General features: G+C 55.4%; 16 protein-coding genes and 1 pseudogene. 8 read left to right on the top strand and 9 right to left on the bottom strand.

Annotation, left to right across the window (positions count from 1 at the left end; genetic code table 11):
* Window positions 1-72 precede the first annotated feature (72 nt).
* Entirely contained in the window at window positions 73-396 is a 324-nt protein-coding gene (locus tag HKK55_RS29510) for an SIR2 family protein (protein WP_202020915.1), read from the bottom strand.
* A gap of 721 nt (window positions 397-1,117) precedes the next feature.
* Here HKK55_RS29510 and HKK55_RS21940 point away from each other — a divergent pair.
* The 5 genes from HKK55_RS21940 (at window position 1,118) to HKK55_RS21920 (ending at window position 6,457) form a co-directional block, all read left to right on the top strand.
* Complete coding sequence (locus tag HKK55_RS21940) at window positions 1,118-1,702, top strand: fimbrial protein (protein ID WP_169357928.1); 585 nt, start codon at window positions 1,118-1,120, stop codon at window positions 1,700-1,702.
* 48 nt (window positions 1,703-1,750) lie between these two features.
* Window positions 1,751-2,470 (top strand): molecular chaperone, encoded by a 720-nt coding sequence (locus tag HKK55_RS21935; protein ID WP_169356564.1) that lies wholly within the window; start codon window positions 1,751-1,753, stop codon window positions 2,468-2,470.
* Window positions 2,471-2,571: 101 nt separating this feature from the next.
* Entirely contained in the window at window positions 2,572-5,082 is a 2,511-nt protein-coding gene (locus tag HKK55_RS21930; protein ID WP_169356563.1) for a fimbria/pilus outer membrane usher protein, read from the top strand.
* Window positions 5,083-5,085: 3 nt separating this feature from the next.
* Window positions 5,086-6,093 carry a fimbrial protein gene (locus HKK55_RS21925; RefSeq protein ID WP_169356562.1) on the top strand — a complete coding sequence of 336 codons (1,008 nt, stop codon included), beginning with the start codon at window positions 5,086-5,088 and terminating at the stop codon, window positions 6,091-6,093.
* 91 nt (window positions 6,094-6,184) lie between these two features.
* Window positions 6,185-6,457: a hypothetical protein gene (locus tag HKK55_RS21920; protein WP_169356561.1), complete on the top strand. Its 273-nt coding sequence runs from the start codon at window positions 6,185-6,187 to the stop codon at window positions 6,455-6,457.
* Window positions 6,458-6,729: 272 nt separating this feature from the next.
* Here HKK55_RS21920 and HKK55_RS21915 read toward each other — a convergent pair.
* The 5 genes and pseudogenes from HKK55_RS21915 to HKK55_RS21895 all read right to left on the bottom strand — a co-directional run bounded on the left by HKK55_RS21915 (window position 6,730) and on the right by HKK55_RS21895 (window position 10,454).
* Window positions 6,730-8,255, bottom strand: a pseudogene (locus HKK55_RS21915) (IS66 family transposase).
* 83 nt (window positions 8,256-8,338) lie between these two features.
* Complete coding sequence (gene tnpB / locus HKK55_RS29340; protein ID WP_158273383.1) at window positions 8,339-8,674, bottom strand: IS66 family insertion sequence element accessory protein TnpB; 336 nt, start codon at window positions 8,672-8,674, stop codon at window positions 8,339-8,341.
* Window positions 8,671-9,003 carry a transposase gene (locus HKK55_RS21905; RefSeq protein ID WP_046061811.1) on the bottom strand — a complete coding sequence of 111 codons (333 nt, stop codon included), beginning with the start codon at window positions 9,001-9,003 and terminating at the stop codon, window positions 8,671-8,673. Before HKK55_RS21905 ends, tnpB begins: the two co-directional genes overlap by 4 nt.
* A gap of 586 nt (window positions 9,004-9,589) precedes the next feature.
* Window positions 9,590-9,967 carry a hypothetical protein gene (locus HKK55_RS21900; protein ID WP_202020914.1) on the bottom strand — a complete coding sequence of 126 codons (378 nt, stop codon included), beginning with the start codon at window positions 9,965-9,967 and terminating at the stop codon, window positions 9,590-9,592.
* A gap of 34 nt (window positions 9,968-10,001) precedes the next feature.
* Window positions 10,002-10,454: a hypothetical protein gene (locus HKK55_RS21895; protein WP_237151281.1), complete on the bottom strand. Its 453-nt coding sequence runs from the start codon at window positions 10,452-10,454 to the stop codon at window positions 10,002-10,004.
* Window positions 10,455-10,589: 135 nt separating this feature from the next.
* Here HKK55_RS21895 and HKK55_RS21890 point away from each other — a divergent pair, with 135 nt between their 5' ends.
* Both HKK55_RS21890 and HKK55_RS21885 read left to right on the top strand, forming a co-directional pair.
* Window positions 10,590-10,934: a helix-turn-helix domain-containing protein gene (locus HKK55_RS21890; RefSeq protein WP_169356560.1), complete on the top strand. Its 345-nt coding sequence runs from the start codon at window positions 10,590-10,592 to the stop codon at window positions 10,932-10,934.
* Window positions 10,935-11,322: 388 nt separating this feature from the next.
* On the top strand, window positions 11,323-11,490 hold the full coding sequence (locus tag HKK55_RS21885; protein ID WP_169356559.1) for a hypothetical protein: 168 nt from the start codon (window positions 11,323-11,325) through the stop codon (window positions 11,488-11,490).
* A gap of 153 nt (window positions 11,491-11,643) precedes the next feature.
* Here HKK55_RS21885 and HKK55_RS21880 read toward each other — a convergent pair whose 3' ends face one another.
* The 3 genes from HKK55_RS21880 to HKK55_RS29335 form a co-directional block, all read right to left on the bottom strand.
* A complete protein-coding gene (locus HKK55_RS21880; RefSeq protein ID WP_169356558.1) occupies window positions 11,644-12,612 on the bottom strand; it encodes a DUF932 domain-containing protein in 969 nt (322 codons plus the stop codon).
* A 92-nt stretch (window positions 12,613-12,704) separates the two neighbouring features.
* Window positions 12,705-14,036 (bottom strand): IS4 family transposase, encoded by a 1,332-nt coding sequence (locus tag HKK55_RS21875; protein WP_169357925.1) that lies wholly within the window; start codon window positions 14,034-14,036, stop codon window positions 12,705-12,707.
* Window positions 14,037-14,137: 101 nt separating this feature from the next.
* Window positions 14,138-14,410, bottom strand: a complete 273-nt coding sequence (locus HKK55_RS29335; protein WP_237151383.1) for a hypothetical protein — start codon at window positions 14,408-14,410, stop codon at window positions 14,138-14,140.
* Window positions 14,411-15,055: 645 nt separating this feature from the next.
* Here HKK55_RS29335 and HKK55_RS21865 point away from each other — a divergent pair.
* Window positions 15,056-15,286 carry an AlpA family transcriptional regulator gene (locus tag HKK55_RS21865; RefSeq protein ID WP_169356557.1) on the top strand — a complete coding sequence of 77 codons (231 nt, stop codon included), beginning with the start codon at window positions 15,056-15,058 and terminating at the stop codon, window positions 15,284-15,286.
* Window positions 15,287-15,530 lie beyond the last annotated feature (244 nt).

The raw sequence follows: 15,530 nt of genomic DNA, 5'->3' as shown, positions 1-15,530 counted from the left end.
CGCAATGGCGCAGAACTGCCGGCCGTGTTGGGCAGTGATCTGGCGGGACTGGTGACGCTGTTTGGGATCAGCTTACCATCCTCCGAAAGAATTTCGTCTATATCCGCGAGGATCGCCTTGATGTTTGGATCTTCGGCCGGTCCCCGATGAACACAAGTGAAGTGGATGCTCGGCAAAGAAGGCCAGCAGCTTCGCGGAAAGGTACTTCTTGCGCTTCACGAACTCATCGTAGTCTGCACGCGTCAGTACGATGCTCTCGGGATGGGATGCGCAGCCATGGATCTTGAAGATCTCACCAATGCTCGAATGGTCGGCATAAAGAATCTTCTGTCCAACGATCGTCTCGTACTCGGGGAAACATTCTTCGAGCAACTGATCGTAGTTGGTGGTAATCACCGAGTGTGGCCGCTCGATCTCTTCATCCAGCTTATGCTCACCCGACGCAAGCAACTCTTTGAAGATCTCAGCAACTGTGTGCTTGATGTAAATCTGGGGCGAGCTAGCTTCGTCGTAGAGCTCTATGGGGAACTGATCTTGGCCGGCTCCCCAAGCCCAGTCATTGTATTTTTCGGAGAACTGGGTGCCATATCAACGAAGTCTGGGTAGCGCTGCTTGTAGTAGGCGAACTGACGGATCTCCGGGCATCGCGCGGCGAGGTCCTTGAGCAGCTCCTCCCAGTTCGGGCGTTGAGATAGCGCTTGGTGAAACCGGAGCCCATGAACAGGATGGGCTGACACGCCATATCACCGATACAGGTTTTGATGTCTTCCGTTACGTCCTCAATGTACTTTGCGTAATCCATATTCATCGCTGCTCTCCCCCCTCGATAGTAATGGTCCAGCTTCGTATCTCATTTCTACTGATGGTTTTCAATGGTTCGGCACGCGCTGGACGAGCAAATATCCCCCGGCCCACGCTCCGGTTGCGCCGCAAGCGGGCAACTTTTTTGACATGAATACATGCCATTAAACACATCCGAGAAATTTCTTGGGTGATAAGGAGATGGCGCTTATGGTCTGAGTGTCCGGGTACTTTTATCCTTGTTGGGCACCAGTGATGGTGTCGCTCATTAGTTTGATGAACTCTAATCTTCAAGGAAAAAATCGTGGCATTTAAAATGTTCAAATGCTTGTTGGCATCGTCGGTAATCTGCGCATTCACCAATAGTGCAATAGCGGCCGACGGTACCATCAACTTCAGCGGTGAAATCATCGCTGCCTCCTGCGTGGCATCCGCCGGTGCCGGTACCACTGTCGGTGGCGCTGCCGGCCAGCAGATCATCGATGTCGCGCTCGGTAAGGTCAGCCTGGACTCTCTGGATAGCGGTAGCGAAGCCGGTATTGTCGGTGGCACCGCAATCAACCTGAACCTGGATTGTGGCAATACCGCTGCGGGCCTGTCCACCGTCAGCGTCAACTTCGACCCGATGTCCGGTTCCGGCGTTGACACTCACAACAACAAGCTGCTTAAGACCGTTGGCGGCGCCACCGGTGTGGGCATCGGTATCTACAACGCTGACAACACCCTGCTGAACCTGGCCGGCAACGAAAGCTTCGACGCTCCGCTGATCAAGTCCGGCGAAGACGCAAGCGCCAAGTACACCGCGAATCTGAACTTGCGTGCGGCCTATGTCGCCAACGGTGAGAAGCTGGACGTTGGTACCGCCAACGGTACCCTGCCGTTCACCCTGTCGTACAAGTAAACGTCCGTCCAGTGGGGGCGCAATGCCCCCACTAACAGCGAGGTGCCCATGAAATCTATTTTTGCTATGCGTTATTGCCTGGCTCTGGCCCTGTGCGTGTTTTCCAGTGTCTGCTCGGCGGGTATCCAGCTAGGCGGCACCCGTGTCGTCTATCCGGCGGCGGACCGTGAAGCCTCGATCCTGGTGCGCAACCAGGGTTCGGCGGACATCATGATTCAGTCCTGGATGGAGCCCGATACCCGTGACAAGGAGGCGGATGTACCGTTTGCCATCACCCCGTCGCTGGCGCGTATGGGCGGCAACAAGCAGCAGATGCTGCGCATCTTCTATCACGGCAAGGGCCTGGCTGAAGATCGTGAGTCGGTGTTCTGGCTCAACATCCAGGAAATCCCCCAACAGGCCAAGGAAGACAACACCCTGCAGGTGGCTTTCCGGCAGCGGATCAAGGTGTTCTATCGCCCGGCGGGTATCACTGGGACCCCGACCGAAGCGTCCGCGCAGTTGCAATGGCGCCTGGTAACTCGTGACGGCGCCAGCCAGTTGGAAGTGCAGAATTCTTCCGCTCTGAATATTTCCCTGGGCACTCTAAAGTTGAACAGTGGACAACGGGACTATGCAGTGGAAGAACAAATGCTGGCTCCCAAAAGTACCACTTACATGAAGATAAAAAAGTTGAACGGTTTACCACTTGGTACTGCCAAGCTCTATTGGGAAGCCATTAATGATTATGGTGGCCTTATCAAACATGAGACGTCTGTTAGTAAGTAGCGTAAGTCAGATATATTTATAAAGCCTTCGCTTCTCGCTGTTCCCCCTCTATTCGAATAACGCACTCTCCAACGGAGCGTGGTTTGCTGCTGGATGGACCCATGTCGAATGTAAGAAAAAATCGGGACTTGAAGTTCAGTCCTCAAGCAGGTTTTTCCTGGCTGGCGGCGGCGGGTTTGTTAAGTTCGCCCAGCGTCCTGGCCGCCCAGTTCAATCCTTACTTTCTCAAGGATAAAGGAGCGGCTGTGGACCTGCGTTTTTTTGAACGGGGCAGCGGTGTCTTGCCGGGTACCTACAACGTCGACTTGTATCTGAACCAGTCCCTCAGCCGCCGCCAGGAAATCACTTTCGAAGCCGACACCGAGAGTGGCGAGGTGCGCCCCCTGCTGTCTATCGGATTGCTTCGTGAAATTGGCGTGGATATTCAGCGTCTGGAGCAGGACGGCTTGTTGACGGCCGGCAGCGATGACGCCGAGAACTACGACATCAACCGTATCGAAAGCGCTTCGGTTGATCTCGAGGTGGCGAATCTGGCCTTGCTGCTGAGCATTCCCCATACCTACATTCAGCGTAACTCCCGTGGCTACGTCGACCCGTCCTTGTGGGACGAAGGCATCACCGCAGGCTTTAGCGACTACCAGGCCAACTTCAGCCGCAACAGCAGCAATGGCTTCAAAAGCGATTACGCCTACCTGGGCCTGCGCAACGGCTTCAACATCGGCCCGTGGCGCCTGCGCAACGAGTCGTCGCTGACCCAAGGCACTGACATGGCCCGGGAATTTTCCAGTAACCGCAGCTATGTGGAGCGCGACGTCTCCAGCCTTAAGAGCCGGTTTTCCGCCGGAGAGCTGTACACCAATGGTGAAATCTTCGACAGCACGCGGATTCGCGGGGTGCTGCTGGGCACGGATATCGGCATGTTGCCGGACAACGAGACCGGCTATGCGCCGGTGGTCCGTGGCATCGCCGAAACCCACGCCACGGTGGAGGTGCGGCAGAACGGCTACGTGATTTATTCCACCGCCGTGTCCCCGGGGGCCTTCGAGATCCGCGACATCTACCCGGGCGGTTCCAACGGCGACTTGGAGATCAAGATCATCGAAGCCGATGGCCGCGAGCGCAGCTATTCCCAGGCCTATTCCTACCTGCCGGTGATGACCCGGCGCGGCAACCTGCAATATAGTGTGGCGGCGGGGCAATATGATGCCAAAAGCAGCGCCTCACCGAGCCTGGTGCAAGCCACTGGGGTCTATGGCGCCACCGACAACCTCACCACCTATGGTGGTTTTTTGCGTTCCGAGGGCTATGACGCGTTGAACCTGGGCCTGGGGCTCAATACCTCCGTGGGCGGTATGTCGGTGGACGTGACCAACAGCCGCTCGCAGCCCGATCAGGGTGAGAGGAAGCAAGGGCAGAGTGTGCGCTTTCTGTACTCCAAGACCCTGAACCAGACCGACACCACCTTCACCATGGTCGGCTACCGTTATTCCACCGAGGGCTATCGGACCTTGAGCCAACACGTGGATGAGCAGGAGTACGTGACCGGACGCAGTGGGGGCTACAGCCTCGGCCGGCAGAAGAGCCGCATCGACCTGAACGTCAATCAGTCGCTCCGGGGGCGTGGTTCGCTGTTCTTCAGCGCCGGTGAAACCAGTTACTGGAACCGCTTCGGCCGTACTAAGCGCCTGCAGATGGGCTACAGCGGCAACGTTAAGGATGTGAGCTACAGCCTGTCGGTTTTGCGCACCCAGAGTTCCAGTAATTCCCAAGGCTCGGACAACCAGGTCTCGCTGTCCTTCAGCGTGCCTTTTGGCGGTCCGGGGCGCTCCCATCGCTTCTACAGCGACATGACCTCGGCAGGCAATGGCCAGCGCAGCCTGCAGTCGGGTGTCAGCGGCTATCTCAATGAGGCGGCAACCCTGTCCTACTCGGCCCAGGCCGGAGTGACTCAGGCCGACCGCTCTGCCGGTATCGGCCTAGGCTGGGACGCGCCTTCGGCACGGGTCGCGGGCAACTATTCGCGTACGGGTGACAACCGTCATATGGACCTCACTGCCTCGGGCTCGGTGGTGGCCCACGCAGGCGGCGTGACCTTTGGCCAGCCGGTGGGGGAAACCTTCGCCTTGATCGAAGTGCCGGGAGTCAAGGGCGCGGGCCTGCAGGGCTCTAACGCTCGTTCCGATAGCGCCGGGTACATCGTCAGCAGCTATGCGCAGCCCTACCGCTACAACTGGGCGAACCTGGATACCCAGACCCTGGGCAGCGACGTGGAGCTCAGCGAGAGCTCGAAGATGCTGGTGCCGCGCCGTGGCGCCATCGTTAAGGCGCGCTTCGAGGCTGAGTCCGGGCGGCGGGTGCAGTTCGAGCTGAGCCATGCGTCGGTCACGCCGATTCCCTTTGGCGCGCAAGTGCTCGATGAGCAGGGCAGGCAACTGGCGGTGGTGGACAACCTGAGCCGTGCGCTGGTGTTTGGGATCAAGGAGTTGGGGCAACTCCGTGTGATTTGGGCCGAAGGCGGTTGCACCTTCCCTTACCGATTGCCCGAAGTGGACAAAAGTGCAGTTTATGACCGAGTGGCTGTGGTCTGCACAGTTCAACCTGTTGAGAAATAAGCCATGAAACAGATAACGTTGCTATTAGTGTCAGTACTCAGTTTGTTCGGCGTTTGTAGCGCGTGGGCGAATAACCCCGACAAATGTTATTGGAGGATGGACGGCAGCGCCCAGCACCACGACTTAAGCGCAAAGATACCGTCCAATATAAAACTCAAATTTGTGGGTGTTGGCCAGATCATGGCCCGTGCAGATTTTGCCGTGGTGGCGCCAGGAGTCGTGTGGAGTGGGGCTAAATGCCCGTACCAAATGGTTCCCGAAGTGAAGATCGCCTACGAAATGGCCCATGATAGCGCAGCACAACTGGAGGATGGTTACACGGACGTTTACAAAACTGGGCTCAAAGGTGTCGGTATAAGGTTCAAAACGAGCACGTACGGGGTGGTCCCCAGCATGAGTGTCTCTCGTAACGGGAACTCAGTGTCGGTCCTAGTCACAGCACAGTTCGCTTATGAGCTCGTCAGGACCTCTAAGTTATTGGACATCGGCCCGCTTAAATTAGATTACAAGATCGCTTTTCGACTCAATGACTGGCACGCGGCAACGATCCACGGAAGCGGCGACATCCCGGTCGAGACCGATAGCTATTTCAGCGGGTGTGCCGGGGTAAGAAAAGACATCAAGGTACTGATGAGCAAAACCTGGACTGGTGAACTTCAGTCCAATAGTGCGCGCACTGAAGGGTTTGATCTGAATGTGCGCTGCACAGGTCTGCCGGCCGGCACCAAGCTGCCGGTCAAGGTCTACTTCGAAGGAGATTCGCCTTCGGATGGGCGCTTGAACCTGACTTCCGGCGGAGCCACAGGAGTGGAAATCTCCCTGCAAAATGCGATGGGTGCAGAGCTGCCTTTCTCACAGAGCCGAGCCATGAGTATGGAGTGGATGAGAAGCGACGCGGAAGGGGAGATTTACAACCTGCCGGCCAAGGCCCGCTATATCCAGAAACCTGGTACCCCGGTCACCGTAGGCAGGGCGGACGCGGTGCTCAACTACATCATTGAATACAACTAGCGCCAGCCCTTCCTGGTCTGGTTGTTCGATGGCCCCAAATGCTTAGTTATGACCGGGTGGTCGTGATCTGCGCGTACTAAGAAAATAAACCATGAAAAAGATAATTCTATTGTTGGCAGCCGTACTTAGTTTGTCGGGATTTTGTAGTGCTCGGGCGGCAAACCCCGACAAGTGCTATTGGAAGCACACCGGTTTAGAAAGCCATCATTTTTTGACCGCGCGCCTGCCGTCCAAAGTTGATCTCAAAATGGTTGAAGTCGGTCAGGTCATGGGCACCACGGGCAAAACGTATATAGATGGTATAGCCGAAATGCCGGTTTACAAGGGAGTTTTATGTCCCCAGACGTTGCCGAACTTAAGATAAGGTATGCCATAGCACCAGATAGCGTGATGCAGGAGGAGAAAGGCTTTTTTAGCGTTTACACAACCGGAGTTCAGGGCATCGGCGTCAGCATCTACAATTCGTCGCAGTTCGGTAGAATCCCTTTTATCTACGATAAAAAAATGAAAGTTCATGGCCCGTTGTGCCCATAGGTAATTTAGAATATCGATTCGTCAGAACTGGCACGATCGTAGGCAATGGCCCTATAAATCTGAATTTTAAAGGTAAGCGTCCGCCCAACACACCTTGCGTGATTAAACGGGCGCCCACCTGTGCGGTAGCAGCTCGGCAATCTCACTCGCACGCTGCGTCGGCAGGCGTGTGAGAACATCCTTCAAGTAAGCATACGGATCATGCCCGTTGAGCCGCGCGACTGGATCAAACTCATGATCGCCGCCGCCCGTTTACCTCTACGTAACGAGCCCGCGAACAGCCAGTTCGAGCGCCCAAGAGCCCACGGCCGGATTTGATTCTCGCACCAGTTGTTATCGATGGGCACAGCACCGTCATCGAGATAGCGCGTCAGCGCTATCCAGCGTTTGAGGCTGTAATCCAACGCCTTGGCGATGGCCGATCCCTCAGGCACCAGCTGCCTCTGGGCGATCATCCAGGTATGAAGTGCGTCGATGATCGGCGCTGCTTTTTCCTGCCGTATTCGCTGCCGGACACCCGGCTCCAGCTCGCGTGTCTCTCGTTCAACTTCTTACAAGGCCGCGATGTAGTGCAGCGCTTTTTCGGCGATCTGGCTCTTGTTGGTCGCGTGCAAGTCGAAGAACTTGCGGCGTGCATGGGCCATGCAGCCGATCTCCGTGACGCCCAGTTCAAAGCCTGCCTTGTAGCCAGCGAAGTCATCGCAGACCAGCTTCCCGTTCCAGTGGCCGAGGAAGTTTCGAGCATGTTCGCCAGCACGGCTCGGGCTGAAGTCGTAAACGACCGCCGCCAGATCGGAGAACTGACTGGTGGCATAGGCCCAGACGTAAGCGCGATGAGTTTTCTTCGCGCCAGGCGTCAACATTTGTACCGGCGTTTCGTCAGCGTGGACGAAGCCGTGCGTCAGCACGGCTTCGCGCAGCGCATCAACCAGCGGCTGTAATTGCACGCCGCAGTTGCCCACCCACTGCGCCAAGGTCGAGCGAGCAATAGGCAGTCCAGCGCGGCCGAAGATTTTCTCCTGCCGATACAGCGGCAGATGGTCGACAAACTTGGCCACCATGACGTGGGCCAGCAGGCCCGCTGTCGGTATGCCTTTGTCGATGACGTGCGCCGGTACCGGCGCCTGGATTAGCGTTTCGCACTGTTCGCAGGCCCACTTTCCACGGATGTGGCGCTCGACGGTAAACACGCCGGGCGTGTAGTCGAGCTTTTCGCTGGCATCTTCGCCGATGCGCTTGAGGGCGCAGCCGCACTGGCAGTGGCTGTTGTCCGGTTCGTGATGGATCAGCGTGCGAGGAAACTGCGGTGGCAGCGGTGCGCGCTTGGGTTGCTGGCGTACTTTGGCTTCGACAGGTGCCGGTTGCAGCGCCTCAAGTTCGGCTTCGATAGCGGCGATATCCGTATCGATCAAGTCGTCGAGCAGGCTGGCTTGATTCGGGCTCAACTGCTCGCTGCGCTTGGCAAACTTGAAGCGTTTGAGCAGCGCGATCTCGTGGGCCAGTTTCTCGTTGACCGACTTGTGATGAGTGATTTGCTTGTCCATCGTTTCGACGCGCTGGATCAACTGCGCCGCCAAGGCACGCAGTTCTTCAGGGTTTAATTGATCGAGATTCGGATGCGAAGTCATGCCGCCGATTTTGCCAGAGAGGGCTAGTGGCGGCGATAGACTGATGGGCCAATTGTGCTGGCAAGCGCGCCATGGCAGACGAGTTAGAGCACCGTGATGGCGCCTCCGGAACCGACGCGTTGCCAAGGTAAACCGAGCACCAAGGCTTGAAGTTGCTCTGCATCCAACTCGACTTCAGAGCCGTGTCGCACGCCTGGCCAAAAGAAGCGCCCTTGATTCAAGCGCCGGGCTGCAAGCCAAATCCCCACGCCGTCATGCACCAACACTTTCATACGATTGGCACGGCGGTTGGCGAACAGATAAGCACAGTGCGGCTTCGCCGCACCGAACACCGCGACAACTCGTGCCAGCGCGGTTTCAGTGCCGGCGCGCATGTCCATGGGCTCGATGGCGAGCCAGATGGTGTCGATGCGAATCATCGCAGCAGGTCTCGCAGGAAAGCGGAACATGCCGCTGCATTTTCTGCCGGCCAACTCACCACGACTACGCCTTTTGAATGAGGCACTTCGATTCGAATCGTGGCCGGAAGAACTTGAGGGGCCGCTGTCGAAGACAATGCCTTGACCGGAATAAAGGCAGTTTGCAGTGCCAGGTTTTTCTGCGCATGCACCCGAATCCATTTATGGACAAGGTTTGCATTGAGGTTGTGGGTCAAGGCGACATTGGCAATCGAGGTGTCAGCCTGCGCGCACTCGGCGATGACCTGGGCCTTAAAGGACTTGGAATAGGAACGGCGTTCTTGTGGCATGGGCGTCCGCTTAAAAAGGCTAAAAATGGTGTCCACTTAAATTTAGGTGGACACCATCGCCTTAAGCGATGGCATCAGGAAGGTGTGTTGCCCGGACGGTTACAGACCAATTACGTCTTGTCTAGAATATTGCAGAACTCCATAGGGCAGTTTTTGTTTGTGTCCGACGAAAACGGTAAATAAACCAGGTAATTTGGCTCGACTTACATGATCTCTCCCTCCGTCAATTGTCAGGTTGCAGCTATCGCCCTTTGGATTGAATCTTCAGGCTTTATTGCACGGTAATGATTTCGTCCGGTAGTTTCTTTTATTGTTATATTTGCTGGTCACTCGTTCCCGCAGGCGTTTGCAGAGGTTATTACTACTTGGAGTAGTTTGTCTGATCTACCTGAGCGAAGCTCTGCTGGTGAGTACTTCACTTCCAGTTTCTGAAAAGTACATGCGCCAATAGCTTTCGACGCTCCGCTTTGTACGCAGCCAGAAAGGAACTCCCCCCCCTGGCTTTCGAGTTTTCATCGGAACAACCCACCTGTAGCAGCAATGAGACGATCGCGCTACATCTCAGGGGGTAGGCAGGCTCCGAGAATTAGCGCAGCACCATGGCGCCGCCGAAGAATACACCCACACACAAGCCAAGTACTTGTGGGCCAACCGCCCAAAACACCTTGATCCAAATTAGGCTCAGGATGCCACCGTTGGTGAACACTGCATCTGGATGAGCGAATTTACGGATGGCATCGCCAGCCAGGGCTCCCAGCCAGCCCAGAAACGCACCGACCAGAACGGCCACGCATTTAGCAAACCAGCCTGCGCCCAATGCCATGTGCGACGTGTTGAAGGTCACGCTCACTATTGCCAACACCGCCGCTGCCACACCCCAGCCAATCATGGCTGGACTGATGCCGCTTGTGTTGTCGCCTTCTTTGTTGACGCCGCTCTGTGGGTTCTTGCCTTGTTGAGACATGTGATTCTCCTTTTGTGATGATTGGTCGAGTCAGTTACCAAGCAGCCTGGCAGCTATTGTTTTTGTCGTTCAGTGTCGGCAGTACCGCTTTGAGGTTCTTGGTGGGTAGGTTGAAGATCTTGCCTTGAGCGCTGAACTGCAATCGATTGGCTTTGCGCAAGGCACCCCAGAACTCATGGGTGAAGATGCTGCTGCATGCACGGCAGTCGGTGTAGAACGGGTTTCGGAAGGTTTTGCCATCCACGATGAGGTCAAAACCTTGTCCGTTTTCTGAGCTATAGCCTTGGCCGTTCACTGTGGCGCTGGCCGAGATATAGCGGTCGTCATCATTCGGGCACGCAATCACCAATTCGTTGCCATTGCCGTCGTCAACGGCATATTCGTTGGTGCCCATCGCCCAGCCCGCAGTCCAGGTATTGGTTCCGGCAGAGGCGGTATTCGCGGCCAGGCAGCTAAACGCCACCATTAGTAGGGTTTTCGTATTCATGGATGTTCCTTATCGAGTGGTGTTGATTTGTGATCTTAAGATGAATAACAACCTTTAAGGTTGATTTTCAACTTTTGATGTTCTTCATGTCAATGAGGTGATGCCCAACCATCTAGGTTGAGATGGGAGAGCAACATGGCTGAAATTGATCAGAAGCAATTGGCGGGCACCGTAGGGCGTGCCATATCGAAACAGCGGGTGCTTAGCGGACTAACCCAGGAGGCGGTTGCGGAGCGCTTGGGCGTGGGGAACGAGGCGGTTTCTCGTATCGAGCGAGGGATTGTGATGCCGAATATCACTCGGCTTTTGGAGTTCGCCGACATCTTTGGCTGCGAGGCGGCTGAGCTGCTGAGTGAGGTGAGCCCACTCGTTGATGACCAGGCCAGTCGGATCAACCATTTATTGGTGTCGTTGGATCAGTCCGATAGAGAGTTGGTGGTCGAATTGGTCGAGCGTTTAGTCAACCGACTGAAAACGTGATCATGGGGCGATTGCATCGAAGCGGGCGCCACAACGCAGACACAAACAGGTAAATTCGCCGAACTGATATTTCTGCATATCCTGAATAAACGTGTCACTGTCGCGCAGCGCGGAGGCGGTGTTCGCCACAGCAGCAGTCATGGTTTGCAGAAAACACGCCATCGGCGCCACTGGGTGTGGGTTCTTGGTGGAGGGTTGGAGGGCGCGCCATTCACGGGCGAAGCCATTTTAGCACCGTAAAGAGCTGAACGATCGCCTTGGCATTGTCCTGGCTAAGGACGGCTGAAGACTCACAAATCAAACAGTTTGGGTTCATACTGGATCTCTAATCTGGAGAGTGAATGCAGTGTTGAGCACGCCGCCGTGGGCATCAAACGGTCGCGGGGTTATGCCTGCGAAGTTGTCTCAGGACGATGACCAGCAGAGCGCAAGCCAGCACAACGGCGAACAGCAGGGGTGGAAAGCGCAACATCAGGCAGAGGGTCGTTACCACGACGCTGCTACCAGCGAGCAGGCAAATGAACATGAACAGCGTGAGAAAAAATCGAAGTACTGACATGGACGTTTTTCCTGTAATAGGACGTTTAAAGTGTGAGTGACGGAAGGGAGGTGTTTGCTGGATTGGATCTCTAGAGATAGCTGTGTTCCGGGTTGCCAGCAGTATCGCTCGCGTTGAGTTTGTGCAGGTTTATGAGCGTTGCTCTTTGGCTTACGCCACGAGTTGCAGCGCAGCATTCAGCGCTTTCTGTTTGATCACCGCCCCTTGGCCAAACCAGGCGGAATCCATTCGGTACTCCGAGCTTCGGGCTCGTCGCTCGTGATCCACGTACTCCGTTACCGCGTTCAGCAAACCCCAGGCGGTATCGCGCGCGGACCGTAGATCAGCACCTCGACCTTTTCCTTCGTACAGGCTTTGCACCTTCTCCATTGCCCGTTTGTTGGGTAGCACTTCGGGAATGGGGTCGTGGAGGCTGGTGTCACACAGCACGTCCATAAAGAAGCCTAGGGCCTCTTTCGACTGAACTCTGCGTTCGGCGAGGATACGCATCCGATACATGAACTCGTCCCATTGCGAGACGGCGATGCCCAGTTGCTTTTTGACCGTTCGAGGATCAAAGCGCGTGCTGTGCGGCACCTTGATGGCGTGAGTGGCACCGTTGAGCGAAATGCTCAAGGTGTTGTTGCAGACTACGCGAACAGTGGTAGGGGTGGCTGTGGTCGCCAGTGTGCCGTCGCAGGAGGTTGCCAGCAGCAGATAGCCATTGACCTGATCATTACCCTTCAGCGTTGCAGCCTGACCAGTTCTGGCAAGAGCCCAGAACTTGCGTCCACCTTTGAGCACGCCAGCGGTTTCCAGCTCGTACCCTGAGAAATCCGTCAGGTCTCGGTAGAACTCCAGCACTTCACGGGGTTGCACAACCTGATAGCGATTGGAGACCACTGACAACGGTGCTTTGGTGTCTGATCGATACAGCACTTTTTGCTCCGGGAATGTGTGAATGCTGCCCAAGTGACCGGCGGCCTCGGCTTTGAAATGAACCGGGCTGTCCTGGATCTGCCAATTCATGCCCGCTTCTTGCTGCCAGACTTCCAGCGGTTGTTTTTCGGTAAGGCGACTGCCCAAGCCGTGCCAAGGGGTAGCACCAACGTAAGCCATTTGTTCAATGAGGTGAGCCATGGGAAAGATTCCTTTGGATGCAGGTCGGCATAAGCACTGCGCAGAGCGCAGCACGATCCGGGATTAATGTGTGGGGAGAGGGGTAATGCCAGTCAGTTAAGCTGACTGGCATTTTTATTTTTGACCGGATACTTCGGTGATTTCAGCCGGATGGCCCGAGGATAAACACGCTCCTCGCGCGGATGCGGCAGCACGTAGTGCGGCGCTAAAGCGTGAAGCTCGGCCAAGTACTTGGGGATGTTCCCGGAGCGGTCGGCGGAGACGCTGTTAATAAATCCGAGAATCGCCCAGGTGCACGCCGTGAAGCTCAATTCGCACGGGTAGATGCCAGGACAATGGCGGCTCATTTCCACCATCTGATAACGCAACAAGTTGTAGCCCAACAACACGCCCCACAACTCCTGCTCGATCATCTCTGGCGTCTTGCTGCGCAACGTATAGCTGCTGTTAAGCAGGGTCTGTTTCATTTCCCGAAAGCCTAATTCGATCTCCCAGCGCTGACTGTACAGATCTACGATTTCGTCTGGCGGAAAGCGCAGCGGATCGGCCATCGACGTCAGGATCTGACACACCTTACCCTTGATGGTTTTGCTCAGAAGTCGTGCCGTCAGGCTCTCCGGCAGCCACGGCCATTGCTTGCGGGCCTGCGGCGAAGTGCTCAGCAAAACAATTGCATCCTGACGCCCCAAACGTTGGATCACCTCATACTGCGAGCCTTTTTTCAGCGGCATTAGCCAATGGCGTTCAACGCCTGCTTGCTGCCACTGATGCAGTAAACCTAACGAATAGAAACCCCGATCGAACAAGGTCAACGAGTGATCGGGGGTGGTTTCGATCAGTTGCTCCGCCAGTTTCATTTCGTTGCTGCGATAGCCGTCAAATGCACTGCCAATCAGCAAATGGCTGGTCAACTCCATTTGGCAGACCATGCGCACCTGAGGAAATCCAGTGTCGCCATGCTGGTTGCTGGCCGAGTCATAGCGGGCTCTGTTTTCCGGTGTATCGGGTGTTCGCCAGACGACGCCGTCGACGCCTAGCAAGCGCAAACCGGCCCACGTCGGATGGCCAGCCGCTTCATGCCAACTTTTCTGAGTCAGATCGAAGACCTGTCGTACAGCTTCGCTGCCCAATCTCTGACGGGCTTGGACTACGGCGCTGGGGGCGACCAACGGGCGTTGGCCCGGCAGCATGATGTTCATGCGACTGACCACGTCCCACGCCGACATGCGCCGGAAAAACGCCATGGAGATCACACACCAGAGCATCATTTCCAAGGGTAAGCGACGCTTGCGCAGGGTTGCTACGCCGGCCTGTTCAAGCGCCTGTTCGACCAAAGAAGGATCAAGTAAAGCGTCCAGTCCCTCGATTGAGTTGGGGGTGGAGGCGATGTTATGGGTCAGTTCCAGTGCCCGAGCGAGACGCATAAAAAAATCCGATGCCAGTACAGGCATCGGATTTTGATTTCTTGCGGCCAAAGGTCAAGCGAGAAGGCTTAACTGATCGGCATTAGGGGAGAGGGGGCTATTTAAGTGGGCAGGTTGAAGCGATGCCCGCAGACCAAGCAGTGGTTATTTGCCAATACATGGCGATCCAGTTTTTCGCCGAGCTGGGCGCCAATGGCACAACCACCGACACCGCCAGCCAGTCCGCCAAGGATGGCGCCAGAGACTGTACCGATGGTGATGCCAAACGGTCCGGCAAGAGTACCGACAGTTGCACCTATTTGGCTACCGGCGAGTGCGGTACTTGCTCCTCGTGCAGCACCGCCTACGGCACCAACACTGGCCGCGATCGTCATGGCTGTTCTGAGGAAAGCAATCTCTTTGGAGTTACAGCGAGGGCACTGAAATGACATGGTTTTGGATTCCACGGTGGATGTCAGTGTCGTGATATAGGCTTAAAAACCGTTCTAATTTTCGGGGAGGAGCAGGTGTGCACCTTGTGGCGGTGCCAAAAACCGGCAATTTTCTGTAAATGCTATACGGAGTTAGTTCCTGCTGAAAACGACTCCAGTGCTCGATGTGCAGAGTTAGTTCTTTGCTCGCCTTTGCGGCGCTTTTTGACTGCATTTTCGGCTGGCGTGATTCGCAGGGAAAAAACTACCCGGATGCGTTATGGCATACGCACCGGCCCACATTAAGTCATCCACCTGAAAGATCAGAGCAGCCCCCATAAAGCTGAGCAGTGCCTGGATGCACGAGAAGCTGCTGAGTGTCCGGGGCAGCTCAAGGCATGCCAGGGCCCAGAGACCCACGGTAAAGGTGACCTATCGTCGTTGCAAGCAGCAGGCCGGTATACGACTTCTACAGCGAAGCACTTGCTCAGCTTGAATCAGAAAATCTATCCCAAGCTCAGGAAAAAAATACTCGTCGCTGCCGACCTTTTTGTTGGATTGAGAGAGATTTAAAGTTCGATCACTCCCAAGCCAACAGCGAGAAGGCAAGTGACAAATTCAACATCTGTTCCCTACCCGAGAATTTTACGTCTCAAGCAGCTGAGCGAACGCATAGGTCTAGGCCGGTCAACGATCTATGACCGCATGGACGCCCAGTCACCAAGGTACGACGCTACGTTTCCAAAACCGATCAAATTGGGGGCTGCGGCTATCGGCTGGATTGACTCCGAAATCACCACCTGGATTGAGCAGCGCATGTCTGTTAAGGAGGCGCGCTGAGTATTGAACTGGAACGTTATTAAGTTGTGGGGGCTGAAAAAGCCTTAGCTATTTTGTGTTGAGATCTCGCACTAACTCTGTATATGAAATTCTGCTCTGTTTAGATTGAATTACCCGTTGTTGATAGTGCTTTGATTAGGGGTTTATCGCATTATTATTTCTGGTTTATATGTTATTAGTAATTAGATTAATAATTAGTAGTATTGGTGGGGTAGTAGTGTCAGTGATTACCACTTAGTGGTGA

Source organism: Pseudomonas sp. ADAK18, assembly GCF_012935695.1.
Classification (GTDB): domain Bacteria; phylum Pseudomonadota; class Gammaproteobacteria; order Pseudomonadales; family Pseudomonadaceae; genus Aquipseudomonas.
This window is presented reverse-complemented; position numbering and strand designations above follow the sequence as displayed.